At 69.0% G+C, this 12,942-nt stretch carries 14 protein-coding genes and 1 pseudogene; 9 read left to right on the plus strand and 6 right to left on the minus strand.

Annotated features, from left to right (window positions below; translation table 11 throughout):
- Positions 1–168 precede the first annotated feature (168 nt).
- A complete protein-coding gene (locus tag AC2W7J_RS09030) occupies positions 169–447 on the plus strand; it encodes an Lrp/AsnC family transcriptional regulator (protein ID WP_255186070.1) in 279 nt (92 codons plus the stop codon).
- Between the two features lie 60 nt (positions 448–507).
- On the opposite strand, the gene trpD is transcribed toward AC2W7J_RS09030, so the two are convergent.
- Positions 508–1,572 (minus strand): anthranilate phosphoribosyltransferase, encoded by a 1,065-nt coding sequence (gene trpD / locus AC2W7J_RS09035; RefSeq protein ID WP_485982153.1) that lies wholly within the window; start codon positions 1,570–1,572, stop codon positions 508–510.
- Positions 1,569–2,021, minus strand: coding sequence for a response regulator (locus AC2W7J_RS09040; protein ID WP_084450472.1), 453 nt, complete (start codon positions 2,019–2,021; stop codon positions 1,569–1,571). Before AC2W7J_RS09040 ends, trpD begins: the two co-directional genes overlap by 4 nt.
- A gap of 87 nt (positions 2,022–2,108) precedes the next feature.
- Between AC2W7J_RS09040 and ctaE the strand changes: the two genes are divergently transcribed.
- The 7 genes from ctaE (at position 2,109) to AC2W7J_RS09075 (ending at position 8,234) form a co-directional block, all read left to right on the plus strand.
- A complete protein-coding gene (gene ctaE / locus AC2W7J_RS09045) occupies positions 2,109–2,774 on the plus strand; it encodes an aa3-type cytochrome oxidase subunit III (RefSeq protein WP_485982154.1) in 666 nt (221 codons plus the stop codon).
- A 56-nt stretch (positions 2,775–2,830) separates the two neighbouring features.
- Positions 2,831–3,613 carry a cytochrome bc1 complex diheme cytochrome c subunit gene (gene qcrC, locus AC2W7J_RS09050; RefSeq protein WP_459230709.1) on the plus strand — a complete coding sequence of 261 codons (783 nt, stop codon included), beginning with the start codon at positions 2,831–2,833 and terminating at the stop codon, positions 3,611–3,613.
- Between the two features lie 40 nt (positions 3,614–3,653).
- Entirely contained in the window at positions 3,654–4,775 is a 1,122-nt protein-coding gene (gene qcrA / locus AC2W7J_RS09055) for a cytochrome bc1 complex Rieske iron-sulfur subunit (protein ID WP_459230710.1), read from the plus strand.
- A 2-nt stretch (positions 4,776–4,777) separates the two neighbouring features.
- Complete coding sequence (gene qcrB / locus AC2W7J_RS09060) at positions 4,778–6,481, plus strand: cytochrome bc1 complex cytochrome b subunit (protein ID WP_433955955.1); 1,704 nt, start codon at positions 4,778–4,780, stop codon at positions 6,479–6,481.
- A gap of 111 nt (positions 6,482–6,592) precedes the next feature.
- Positions 6,593–6,793 carry a hypothetical protein gene (locus AC2W7J_RS09065; RefSeq protein WP_485982155.1) on the plus strand — a complete coding sequence of 67 codons (201 nt, stop codon included), beginning with the start codon at positions 6,593–6,595 and terminating at the stop codon, positions 6,791–6,793.
- Positions 6,751–7,851 (plus strand): MFS transporter, encoded by a 1,101-nt coding sequence (locus AC2W7J_RS09070; RefSeq protein ID WP_485982156.1) that lies wholly within the window; start codon positions 6,751–6,753, stop codon positions 7,849–7,851. Before AC2W7J_RS09065 ends, AC2W7J_RS09070 begins: the two co-directional genes overlap by 43 nt.
- Positions 7,852–7,853: 2 nt before the next feature.
- On the plus strand, positions 7,854–8,234 hold the full coding sequence (locus AC2W7J_RS09075) for a metallopeptidase family protein (protein ID WP_485982157.1): 381 nt from the start codon (positions 7,854–7,856) through the stop codon (positions 8,232–8,234).
- A 22-nt stretch (positions 8,235–8,256) separates the two neighbouring features.
- On the opposite strand, the gene AC2W7J_RS09080 is transcribed toward AC2W7J_RS09075, so the two are convergent.
- From AC2W7J_RS09080 to ctaC, 4 genes are all read right to left on the minus strand, one after another.
- Positions 8,257–9,465 carry a L,D-transpeptidase gene (locus tag AC2W7J_RS09080; RefSeq protein WP_485982158.1) on the minus strand — a complete coding sequence of 403 codons (1,209 nt, stop codon included), beginning with the start codon at positions 9,463–9,465 and terminating at the stop codon, positions 8,257–8,259.
- 122 nt (positions 9,466–9,587) lie between these two features.
- Positions 9,588–9,989 (minus strand): cytochrome c oxidase subunit 4, encoded by a 402-nt coding sequence (locus tag AC2W7J_RS09085; protein WP_485982159.1) that lies wholly within the window; start codon positions 9,987–9,989, stop codon positions 9,588–9,590.
- Positions 9,986–11,725, minus strand: a complete 1,740-nt coding sequence (gene ctaD, locus AC2W7J_RS09090) for an aa3-type cytochrome oxidase subunit I (protein WP_485982160.1) — start codon at positions 11,723–11,725, stop codon at positions 9,986–9,988. Before ctaD ends, AC2W7J_RS09085 begins: the two co-directional genes overlap by 4 nt.
- Positions 11,725–12,630, minus strand: coding sequence for an aa3-type cytochrome oxidase subunit II (gene ctaC / locus AC2W7J_RS09095; protein WP_485982161.1), 906 nt, complete (start codon positions 12,628–12,630; stop codon positions 11,725–11,727). The genes ctaD and ctaC overlap by 1 nt, the downstream gene beginning before the upstream one ends.
- Before the next feature lie 102 nt (positions 12,631–12,732).
- Here ctaC and AC2W7J_RS09100 point away from each other — a divergent pair.
- A pseudogene (locus AC2W7J_RS09100) lies at positions 12,733–12,942 on the plus strand (hypothetical protein); the annotation flags it as partial.

Below are 12,942 nucleotides of genomic sequence, written 5' to 3' on the forward strand. Positions count from 1 at the left end.
CCCGCGGGGCCGGGGCACGAGCGCCCTGCCCGAGGAGACCGAGCTCGTCCTGCGCTGGCTCGAGGCCGAGGGCACCCGGCTGGTCGACATCGAGGGCGAGTGGACCTGCCCCGTGGGCGGTGCCGCTGCCGCCCACCGCGAGCTGGCGCCTGCTCTAGGGTGGGCCTCGTGATCACCGCCATCGTCCTCATCCACGCCGACACCGCCCGCATCCCCGAGGTGGCCGAGACCGTCGCCGACCTCGACGGCGTCAGCGAGGTCTACTCGGTGGCGGGCGACGCCGACCTCATCGCGATGGTCCGCGTCCACGAGCACGAGGAGCTCGACGACGTCATCGCCGGCCGGCTCAACAAGGTCGAGGGGATCGTCGACACGTCGACGCACATCGCCTTCCGCGCCTACAGCCGCCACGACCTCGACGCCGCCTTCAGCATCGGCCTCGAGTAGTCAGGGACCGCAGCAGCCAGACCGCGAGCGGTCGGGCCCTCGAGCGATCCGGCAGGGGTGTCAGGCGCCCTGGCCCTCCGTGCGCGTGGCGCTCACCCAGCGCTGCAGCTGCTCGGCGGCCCGACCCGAGTCGAGGACGGCCTCGACCGTGTCCATGCCCTCCCGGATCGCAGCCACCGGGTCGCCGGGCTGCTCGTCGCCCTGCTGGGCCAGGCCGACCGCGGCGCCGGCGTTGAGCACGACGGCGTCACGGACCGGCCCCCGCTCCCCGGCGAAGAGCCGCCGCGCCACCTCGGCGTTGACGTCGGCATCGCCACCGCGCAGGGACTCCAGCGGGCTGCGGGTCAGGCCCAGCTCCTCGGGTGTCACGTGCACCTCGCGGACCTCGCCGCCGGCTACCCACCAGACGTGGGAGCCGTCGGCGACCGTCAGCTCGTCGAGCCCGTCGTCGCCGCGGAAGACCAGCGCCCGGGTGCCGCGCTCGGCGAACACCCCGGCCATGAGCGGTGCGATTCGGGCGTCGGCCACGCCCACGACGGAGTAGGTCGGCCGGGACGGGTTGGTCATCGGGCCGAGGACGTTGAGGGCGGTGCCGATGCCCAGGTCGCGACGCGGGACAGCGGTGTGGCGGAAGGACGGGTGGAAGGTCTGGGCGAAGCAGAAGGTGATGCCGGCCTCGTCGGCCACCCGGCCGACGTCCTGGGGGCTCAACGTCAGGTTGACCCCGAGGGACTCGAGCACGTCGGCGGAACCGGACTTGGACGACGCGGCGCGGTTGCCGTGCTTGACGACCCGCACCCCCGTCGCGGCGATGCAGATCGACGACATCGTCGAGATGTTGACCGTGCCGGCCATGTCGCCGCCGGTGCCGACGATGTCGAGGGTCGGGCCCGAAACCTCGATCGGCAGCGCGTGCTCCAGCATGACGTCGGCCAGCGCCCGCAGCTCGGTGACGGTCTCCCCCTTCGCCCGCAGAGCCACGAGGAAGCCGGCGATCTGCGCCGGGGCGGCGTCGCCCGACATCATCTCGCGCATCGCCCACGAGGTCTCGTCGGACCCGAGGTCACGCCCCGAGAGCAGCTGGGTGAGGACGCCCGACCAGGTGGGGGTGTCCGCCGCGCTCATCGGGCGGCCACACCCCGGGCGAGATCGGCCACCGCGTCTGCGAGGGCGATCGCGTCGATGGGGTGGGAGACGGCAGCGTCGGCCATCGACCAGGTGGCGAGCCACCCGTCCTGGGGCCGCCCGGTGACGACGAGAACCGGGGGGCAGTCGTGGATCTCGGACTTGAGCTGACGGCACAGGCCCAGCCCGCCGAGCTTGGCCGCCTCGCCGTCGAGCACGAGCACGTCGACCTCACCGGCCTCGACGGCCTCGATGACGGCAGCCGGTGTGGCGCACTCGCGCCACGCGCTCACCTCGACGTCACGGGCCGGCCGGCGGCCCACCGCGGCGCGCACGGCGTCACGGGTGGTGATGTTGTCGCTGTGCAGGAGCACCCGCACGGAGACGGAGGGGCCCTCTCCGGCCGAGGCTGCCGGGGCGGAGGGGGTCGCTGACGAGGTACCGGTCATGCCCCAGAGCGTAGCGGTGACCCACCCCACGAGACTCGCGGAGGGGGGTGGCGCACATGCGCTCGCGGTTGAGGACATAATGGGCCCGTGGCCACTGCAACCTCCCTGCCTTCAAACGTGTCCGGGCACACCGCCGCCGACCCCGCGATGGGTCCGGTCAGCCGCCCCAACATGGTGTCCGTCGGCACCATCGTCTGGCTGTCCAGCGAGCTGATGTTCTTCGCCGGGCTCTTCGCGATCTTCTTCACGGTCCGGTCGCTGCGCCCGGACCTGTGGGAGCACAACATCGAGCTGCTCAACGTGCCCTTCGCGGCCGCCAACACCCTGATCCTCGTGATCTCGTCGGTGTGGTGCCAGCTCGGTGTCCTCAAGGCGGAGCACGGGCAGAAGTCGCGGACCGGGTCGCTGCTCAACATCGCCGGCTGGGGCATGCGTGAGTGGTACGTCCTCACCTACATCTTCGGCGCGGTCTTCGTCTCCGGCCAGGTCCTCGAGTACGCCACCCTCGTCTCCGAGGGCGTGACGATCTCGACCGACTCCTGGTCCTCGATCTTCTACCTGACGACGGGCCTGCACGGCATCCACGTCACCGGTGGCCTCATCGCCTTCCTGCTGATCATCGGGCGGACCTACACGACGCGCACCTACAGCCACGCGCAGCAGACCGGTGCGGTCGTCACGTCCTACTACTGGCACTTCGTCGACGTCGTGTGGATCGCCCTCTTCGCCGCCATCTACCTCCTCGGCGCGTGATCGACGTGCGCCTCCCCCTGCCCCGTACCCGTCGTTCCCAGAGGAGCGGACCCTTCATGCCCACCCTCTCTCGCCGTCACCCCGCGGCGATCGCCCTGCTGATCATGCTCGGCCTCTTCGTCACCGGCACGGCCTATGCCGCCGTCGCCCCCCAGCAGGCCGAGGCCACGGTCACCAGCTCCGACAGCGTCGCCAACGGCAAGAAGCTCTTCGTGGCCAACTGCGCGACCTGCCACGGCGCCAACGGCCTGGGCATCAAGGACGCCGGCCCGAGCCTCGCCGGGGTCGGTGCCGCGTCGGTCGACTTCCAGATGGGCACCGGCCGCATGCCGATGGCCGCCCCCGGCGTGCAGGCCCCCTCCGACATCAAGGTGAAGTTCACCGACGAGGAGATCTCGGACATCGCCGCCTACGTCTCCACCCTCGGCGCCGGCCCCTCCGTGCCAGACGCGGAGTACACCGACGGCTCGCAGGGCGACCCGGGCAAGGGTGGCCAGATCTTCCGCGTCAACTGCGCCATGTGCCACAACAGCGCCGGCGCCGGTGGCGCCCTCACCCGCGGCAAGGACGCCCCCAAGGTCAGCGACGTCTCCGGCAAGCACATCTACGAGGCCATGGTGACGGGCCCGCAGAGCATGCCCGTCTTCAACGACAAGAACCTGACCCCCGAGGACAAGCGCGACGTCATCGCCTACATCGAGGCGCAGCAGGAGGCCGGCAACCCCGGCGGCAACCCGCTCGGCAGCCTCGGCCCGGTGCCCGAGGGCCTCTTCGCCTGGACCATCGGCCTGGGGCTCCTCGTGGGCTTCGCCGTCTGGCTCGGCCAGAAGTCCGCCTGACAGACCTGACAACTCGCCACACAGACAGGACCGACAACAGATGAGTGAGCACACCCCGACAGGGGCAACGCCGCAGGAGCCCTCCGGCTCCGAGCCGGTGCGCCTCGACCAGGGCCACGTGCAGGGCTCCGGTGGTATCCCGGAGCGGTTCAGCAACCCCGGGCTGCCGCCCCACGTGCTGCGCAACGCCGACCGTGACGACAAGGCGGCCAAGCGGGCCGAGCGCCAGGTGGCTGCGCTCTTCACGCTGTCGATCCTCGGCACGCTGCTCTTCGTCGTCTCGTACTTCATCGTCGACGTCGACGACACCGTGTGGGTGCCGTTCACCAACGAGATGAGCCTGGCCAACCTGCTCCTCGGCCTCGGCCTGGCCTTCTCCCTCCTCGGCATCGGCCTCGGCGCGGTCCACTGGGCCAAGACGCTCATGCCCGACACCGAGGTCGTCGAGATGCGGCACCCGATGCGCTCCGCGGAGGCCGACCGTCAGGCCTTCGTCGACACGATGGTCGACGGCGCCGAGTCCTCGCAGCTGACGCGTCGTCCGCTGCTCAAGGCGACCTTCGCCGGGGCCATGGGCCTCTTCGCGCTCCCCCTCGTCGTCCAGCTCGTCGGCTCGCTCGGCCCGCTGCCCAAGAACGACCTCTCGGTCACCTTCTGGAACGGCGAGAAGGGCGAGGACGGCACCTACACGCCGAAGAAGTTGCGCCTGCACAAGGACCCCGAGGACACCCCGATCAAGCCGGGCGACGTCACCATCGGATCGGTCTTCCACATCCAGCCCGAGGGCCTGCTCGAGCGTCCCGACTTCCTCGACGAGATGAGCAAGGCCTCCGTCCTGCTCATGCGCCTGAACCCCGAGGACTTCCAGGACACCGACAAGGGCCGCAAGGCCCGTGAGTGGGGCTACCAGGGCATCGTCGCCTACTCCAAGGTGTGCACCCACGTCGGCTGCCCGGTCGGCCTCTACGAGCAGACGACGCACCACCTGCTCTGCCCCTGTCACCAGTCCACCTTCGACGTGACCAACGACTGCGAGGTGATCTTCGGTCCCGCCGGGCACCCCCTGCCGCAGCTGAAGATCACCGTCGACAGCGAGGGTTACCTCATCGCTGACCAGCCCTTCCAAGAGCCGGTCGGCCCGAGCTTCTGGGAGCGTGGTTGATCGTGACCGCCAATGCCCGTCCCGCAGACGGCCTGCGCACCGGTGACGCACCGGCAGGGCCCTCCTACTCCCCCGGGGTGAAGAAGGTCGGCGGCGTCGCCGGCTGGATCGACGACCGCACCGGTGCCGCCAAGGGCATCGGCTACCTCATGAAGAAGGTCTTCCCCGACCACTGGTCCTTCATGCTCGGCGAGATCGCCATGTACTCGATGATCGTGTGCATGCTCACCGGGGTCTTCCTGACCTTCTGGTTCGACCCGTCGATGGCGCACACCACCTACGAGGGCAGCTATGCGCCGCTCAAGGGTGTCGGCATGTCCCGCGCCTACGCGTCGACCCTCGACATCTCCTTCGACGTCAAGGGCGGCCTGCTGATCCGCCAGATCCACCACTGGTCGGCGCTGCTGTTCATCGTCGCCCTGTCGGTGCACATGCTGCGCGTGTTCTTCACCGGCGCCTTCCGCAAGCCCCGCGAGCTCAACTGGGTCATCGGCTGCGTCCTGTCCCTCCTCGCGCTCGTCGAGGGCTTCGCCGGCTACTCCCTCCCCGACGACCTGCTCTCGGGCACCGGCCTTCGCGCCGCCCAGGGCTTCATGGTCGCGGCGCCGGTCATCGGCAGCTACCTGAGTTACGCCCTCTTCGGTGGCACCTTCCCCGGTGACGACATCATCCCGCGCCTGTACTCCGTGCACATCCTGCTGCTGCCGGCGCTGCTCATCGCACTCTTCACGGTGCACATCGTCCTGGTGGCGCTGCAGAAGCACACGCAGTACCCCGGCCCCGGCAAGACCAACGACAACGTCGTCGGCTTCCCGGTCATGCCGGTCTACGCGGCCAAGGCCGGTGGCTTCTTCTTCATCGTCTTCGGCGGCATCGCCCTCATCTCGGCGCTGGTCCAGATCAACGCCGTGTGGGTCCACGGCCCCTACGAGCCCAACGCCACCACGGCCGGCGCCCAGCCGGACTGGTACATGGGCTTCCCCGACGGCGCGCTGCGTCTGCTGCCGGGCGGCATGGAGTTCGAGACCTTCGGCTTCACGTGGGCCTGGCCGGTCATCGTCGGTGCCCTGCTGGTCATCCCCGCCTTCTACGGCGGCATGATCGCCTACCCCTTCATCGAGGCCTGGGTCACCGGCGACAAGCGCGAGCACCACCTGCTCGACCGCCCGCGCAATGCCCCGACCCGCACCGCTCTCGGGATGGCCGCGCTGACGCTCTACGGCGTGCTGATGTTCGCCGCGAGCAACGACATCATCGCGATCAAGTTCGGGATGTCGATCAACGACATCACCCAGATCCTGCGCGTGCTCACCTTCGTGGGGCCGGTCATCGCCTTCTGGGCGACCCGCCGGATCTGCCTGAGCCTGCAGCGGCACGACCGTGACCTCGTCCTCCACGGACGCGAGACCGGGCGCATCCAGCGCGGTGCCGGCGGTGACTTCCACGAGGTCCACGAGCCCCTCGACGAGTACACCCGGTGGACCCTCGTACAGCACGAGGCGCCGGCCCCGCTCGAGCTCGAGTCGGCCACCGACGCCAACGGCGTCGACAAGAAGGGCGCCCGCAAGCGCAAGCTGCGCGCCAAGCTGCACGACTTCTACTTCGGCGGTGCCGTCCAGCCGGTCACGCCCGCCGAGCTCGAGGCCGCGCACCACGACCACGGCCACGAGGCCATCGAGTCGGGAGACAAGGTCTCCACGCACTGACCTGGTCAGCGCAGCCCGCAGGCCCCGGAGGTTCTCCTCCGGGGCCTGCGGCGTTCCCGGGCACGGACCAGCGCGAAGGGGGTCCACGGCCAGTGCGAGGATGTCCCCGACATGCTCACCACCGACGCACCCGCCAGCCGGCGCACCGCACCCCTGGCGGTGACGACCGTCCTGCTCGCGCTGCTCGGCATGTTCGGCCCCTTCTCCATCGACACCCCCTTCCCTGCCTTCCAGGAGATGGGCGAGGCCTTCGACGCCTCCGAGCATCGATGCAGCTCGTCGTCAGCGCCTACCTCGGGGCCTTCGCCGTGATGAGCCTCTTCCACGGGCCGCTGAGCGATGCCGTGGGACGCAAGCCCGTCATGGTCACCGGTGCCGCTGTCTATGCCCTCGCGTCGATCGGGTGTGCCCTCGCGCCGTCCCTGCCGGTCCTGCTGGGCTTCCGGGTCCTGCAGGGCATGTCCGCCGGAGCCGGCACGATCGTCTCGCGCACCGTCGTGCGCGATCTCTTCGAGGGGGCACGGGCCCAACGGCTGATGAGCACCATCGCGATGATCTTCGGCATCGGTCCGGCCCTGGCGCCGATCGTCGGGGGCTGGCTGCTCCTCCTCGGGCCCTGGCCGCTCGTCTTCTGGTTCCTCAGCCTCTTCGGCACGGTGATCGCGCTGTCGGTGCTCGTGCTGCTCCCCGAGAGCCACCCGCGTGAGCGACGCACTCCGCTCGACGTGCGGTCGATCGTCTCGGGTGTCGTCGACGTGGCGCGTATGCGGCACTTCCAGGTCCTGTCCGCTGCCTCGGCCTTCTCCTTCGCCGGGCAGTTCCTCTACATCGGTGCCGCGCCGATCTTCGTCGTCACGCTGCTCGGCCAGGGACCGCAGGACTTCTGGGTCTTCTTCGTGCCGATGGTCGTCGGCATGGTGCTCGGCTCCTTCACCAACGGGCGGCTCGCGGAGCGGGTCAGCGGGGACCGGCTCATCGTCGGCGGTCAGACCGTGGCCCTGACCGGTGCCGTGGCCGGCGTGGCCCTCGCCGCCGTCCCCGCCACCGCCGCACTCCCCTGGGCCGTCGTCGGCCCGACGGCCATCGCCTTCGGCACCGGCATCTCGATGCCGGTCTACCAGCTCGCCCTGCTCGACGCCGTGCCGCACGCCCGGGGCACGGCCGCCTCGGTCTCGACCTTCCTCATGCTGCTGCTCAATGCCACGCTCACCGGGCTCGTCGTCCCCGTCGCCGCGTCCTCGCTGCTGAGCCTCGCGCTGACGAGCCTGGGCCTGCTCTGCCTGGGGGTCGTGCTCTTCCACGTGCACCGCCGGCACAGTCGCCCGGTGCGTGCCCAGCCCGTCATCCCACCCACACCGGAGGTGACCTGACCATGGTCGAGATCAGCGAGCACGACTTCGAGCTGGCCGTGCGCGACGCGCTCGACGAGGTCCCGCCCCAGCTGCTGGACCTGCTCGACAACGTGGCCTTCTTCGTCGAGGACGAGCCGGGACCGGAGCACGCCGACCCGGGGCTGTCCGACGAGGACAACGCCGAGCTGCTCGGCATCTACCTCGGCACCCCGCTCACCGAGCGCGACGGCGACTGGGCCGGCTCCCTGCCGGACCGCATCGTGCTCTTCCGCGGGCCCCTGACCAGGATGTGCGAGGACCTCGACGACCTGCGCGAGGAGATCGCCATCACCATCGTCCACGAGGCCGGCCACCACGTCGGCATCGACGAGCAGCGCCTGCACGAGCTCGGTTGGGGTTGAGCCTCGCTCACCTGCCGCGAGGTCAGGCCGTGGCGCTCTGCTCCTGCCACTGGGCGTAGGAGTACTGCCACACCCCGATGCCCTCGGTGGGCAAAAACTGACGACTCGAGCCGGTGAAGTCGACGGGGTCACCGGGCAGCGAGTTGTCGTAGAACCACTCGGCATTGCCCGGGGCCATGTTGACGCACCCGTGGGAGACGTTGGAGCTGCCCTGGGAGCCGACCGACCACGGGGCGGAGTGGACGAATTCCCCAGTCCACGTCACCCGGACGTTGAAGTCCGTGTCGACCTTGTAGTAGCCCGGCTCGCCCTTGTCGATCCCAATGGTCGAGGAGTCCATCGTCATCTCGCGCTGCTTGTTGATGACGACCTTCATCCCCGAACGCGTCTCGGTGTCCTTGCCCGGCTTGCCGCTACTCACCGGGAAGGACTTGACCTGCTGGCCGCCCCGGCTGACCGTCATCCGGTGGTTGGCGATGTCGACCTTGGCCATCTGCTCACGACCGATGGTCATCGTGCCGGAGTGGTCCTCGGCAACCCACTTGTCCTTGCCCGTCTGGAATCCGGTGAGCGGCGCGTCGACGGTGACCTTGGTTCCGGGGGCCCAGAAGTCCTTGGGGCGCCACATCAGCTGTCGGTTGTCGAGCCACCCCCACGAGCCCTCGACCTGCGGGGTCGTCTTCACCGACACCGCCTCCTCGATGGCCTTGCGGTAGGAGGCCTCGGTGACCTCGGAGTCGAACTGGATGCTCACCGGCATGGCCACACCGACCGTCTGACCGTCATAGACGATGCCGTAGGTCGCCGTGACCTCCGGCTCGTGCGTGGTGAAGGTCGACTTCTGCGTGGAGGTGCCACCCTCGGGGCCCTCGGCGGTCACCGCCACCGTGTAGGTCGTGCCGGGCTTCATCCGCGAGCTTGACGTCCAGGTCTGCCCCTGTACCTCGCCTTCGACACTCGCCTCGCCCGGTGCGCTCACCCGCACCTCGTCGAGCGTGCCGCGCATGACCTGCACGCTGATCTCGTCGTCGGGCATGACGCCCTTGGCGCCCTGGCCGGGGTTGACCTTGACCTCGGCGGGGGGCAGGTCACGGGTCGTCGAGCTCGACGAGCTGCTCCGACCATCACTCGCCGACGGCGTGGCCGCGTCTCCCCCGGCGCAGGCGGCGAGGGCGAGAAGGGCGATGAGAGCGAGTGCGCAGATGCGCAGCGGTCGGATGATTCGACTCACGAGACGGTGCACCCCCAAGTGCATGACGCGGGTATCGGCCCGGTGCCGGTCACCCGACCCCGGACGTGCTGAAGGGGCCACGGACCGATGTCCGTGGCCCCTTCGGCCGAGTGTACGCCTCGTCAGTGGGCGTGCTCACCCTTGTAGTACTCGAAGACCCAGCCGCACAGGGCCCAGACGCCGACGAGCGCACCGAAGGCCGAGACCCACAGGCCGACCGCGACACCGAGGAAGACCAGGGAGCCGGCGAGGGAGAGCCACAGCGGCCACCACGAGTAGGGCGCGAAGGTGCCGTAGGGACCCTCGGCCTGCTCGATGTCGCCGTCCTCGTCGTCGTCCGGGCGCAGCGGCAGCTTGCGCGCGGTGTTCCAGAGGAAGAAGGAGATCATGAAGCCCAGGCCGGCGGAGAGGAAGAGCGCCACCCACCCGACGGGCTCGGCCCAGTCGGTGACGATCCCGTAGCCCACGGCCACGGCGGCGAAGAAGGCGCCGATGATGGCGAACAGCGAGATCTCGGTCTTCATCGGGTGCCCTCACCGTCAGTCGTGGCAGCCACGGCCGTGCGCGCCGCGCGCGAGCGGATGGCAGCCGGGGCGTACTCGGGGTGGTTCATGTCGAAGACCGGGCGCTCGGAGCGGATCGGCGGGATCGACGTGAAGTTGTGCCGCGGCGGCGGGCAGGAGGTCGCCCACTCGAGGCTGTTGCCGTAGCCCCACGGGTCGTCGACCTCGACCAGCGGCGCGCTCGTCTGCGTCTTCCACACGTTGTAGAAGAAGGGCAGGAAGCTCACCGCGAGGATGAACGAGCCGACCGTGGAGATCTGGTTGGCGAGCTGGAAGCCGTCCTCCGGCATGTAGTCCGCGTAGCGGCGCGGCATGCCCTCGACGCCCAGCCAGTGCTGGATGAGGAAGGTCGTGTGGAAGCCGATGAACAGCAGCCAGAAGTGGATCTTGCCCAGGCCCTCGTCGAGCATCTTGCCGGTGAACTTGGGCCACCAGAAGTACATGCCGGCGAAGAAGGAGAAGACGATCGTGCCGAAGAGCACGTAGTGGAAGTGCGCCACGATGAAGTAGGTGTCGGTGATGTGGAAGTCCAGCGCCGGGCTGGCCATGATCACACCGGTCAGACCACCGAAGAGGAAGGTCACGAGGAAGCCGATCGTCCAGATCATCGGCGTGTCGAAGACGAGCTTGCCGCCCCACATCGTGCCGATCCAGTTGAAGAACTTCACACCGGTCGGCACCGAGATCGCCATCGTCATGATCGCGAAGAAGGGCAGGAAGATCTGACCCGTGCCGTACATGTGGTGGGCCCAGACCGAGACGGACAGCGCCGCGATGGCGATCGTCGCGAAGACGAGCGTCTTGTAGCCGAAGATCGGCTTGCGGGAGAAGACCGGCAGGATCTCGGAGGCGACGCCGAAGAAGGGCAGCGCCAGGACGTAGACCTCGGGGTGGCCGAAGAACCAGAAGAGGTGCTGCCACAGCAGTGCTCCACCGCTCTCCGCAGCGAAGATCTGACCGCCCCAGGCACGGTCGACGCCGAGGCCGATGAGGGCCGCCGCGAGGACCGGGAAGGCCATGAGGATCAGGATCGAGGTGATCAGGACGGTCCAGGTGAAGATCGGCATCCGGAACATCGTCATGCCGGGCGCGCGCATGCAGATGATCGTGGTGATGAAGTTGACGCCACCGAGGATCGTGCCGAAGCCGCTGAGGGCCAGACCCCAGACCCACAGGTCGCCACCGACGCCGGGGCTGTAGGTCGGGTCGGACAGCGGGGTGTAGGCGGTCCAGCCGAAGGAGGCCGCGCCACCGGGGGTGAACAGGCCCGCACCGGCGATGAGGCCGCCGAAGAGGTAGAGCCAGTAGGCGAACATGTTCAGTCGCGGGAAGGCGACGTCCGGGGCACCGATCTGCAGCGGCATGAGCGCGTTGGCGAAGCCGGCGAAGGCGGGCGTCGCGAACAGCAGCAGCATGATCGTGCCGTGCATGGTGAACATCTCGTTGAACTGCTCGGGGTTGTCCACCACCTGCAGGCCGGGGGCCCACAGCTCGAGCCGGATGACGAGCGCCATGAGGCCTCCGAGGAGGAACCAGATGAAGCTCGTGATCATGTAGAGGTTGCCGATGACCTTGTGGTCGGTCGTCGTGATGTGCCGGAAGAACTGGGATCCGGCCTTTTCACGGCGGGCGATGGTGCGCTCGGAGAGATCGGTCTCCGAGGTGTTCCTGGCGAGTGCGCCGGATGCGGTTGACATCAGTTCTCCTCGGAGGTGCGGGCGGCGTCGTCCTCGGGCAGCAGGTCGCGGTCGCGCTCGAGGATCTCCTCGCGGTTGAGGCCGTTGTCGAGCAGACCGGTCTGGCCCTTGTCCTCGAGCTCCTGCATGTGGGCGTCGTACTCGTCGCGCTCGACGACCTTGACGTTGAAGAGCATCTGCGAGTGGTAGGCGCCGCACAGCTCGGCGCACTTGCCCTGGAAGGTCCCGGTCTGGTTGGGGGTGACCTGGAAGCGGTTGACGATGCCCGGGTTGACGTCCATCTTCTCGAGGAAGGCGGGCACCCAGAAGGAGTGGATGACGTCGCGGGAGGTCAGGACGAACTCGACGCGCTCACCGACCGGCAGGTAGAGGGTCGGCAGCTTTTCTTCAGCGCCCTCCTTGCCGTCGAGCTCGGCCATCTGGCCGGCCTCGTGGACGTCGTCGTCGACGTAGTTGAAGTCCCAGCTCCACTGCTTGGCCGCGATGTTGATCGTGGTGTCGGGCTCCTGGGAGACGTCCTGCAGCTTGGTCGTGGCGTCCTGGGTGTAGTAGAAGAGCGCACCCACCATCAGCATGGGGACCACGGTGTAGAGGATCTCCAGCGGGACGTTGTACTGCAGCTGGACCGGCAGCGAGCCGTCGTCGTCCTTGCGGCGACGGTAGGCGGCCATGCACCACAGGATCAGGCCCCAGACGAGGACGCCGACGGCGAGTGCCGCGACCCAGGCCCAGATCCAGAGGTTCTCGACGAGCGCGGCCTCCTCGGTGATCCCCTCAGGGAGGTAACCGTTCTTGGGGTCGGTGTTGACACCGACCGCGCTGCACGCGGACAGGGCCACGACGGCGATGACGAGTCCGATGGCACCTATCGCGCGGCGCGGGCGCCGGGAGGGGCTCGAAGACACAGGCAAGGGGCACCTACTACTGGTCCGAAGTTTTCAGAAGACGGGATCACGTTACCGCAGGTCAGCCGGCCTGCAGACGAAGGGTGGCACTAGCCTCGATCCGTGGCGCGAGAAAGCATTTCGGACCAGCAGGACATCACGGGCGCGACCCCGGCGACGGGTGTCGACGGCCTCCTCGACGCCACCCCCGGCCCTCTCCACCCGCAGGCCCTCGAGACCCTCCTCGGCGCCCACGACCTGGCCTGGGCGGACCCCTCCGCGCGGCACCCTGCCGGGCGCCGCAGCCGCAGCCTCCTCGACCGGTCGCGCGCC

Source organism: Janibacter sp. CFPM2_SD2, from assembly GCF_057364645.1.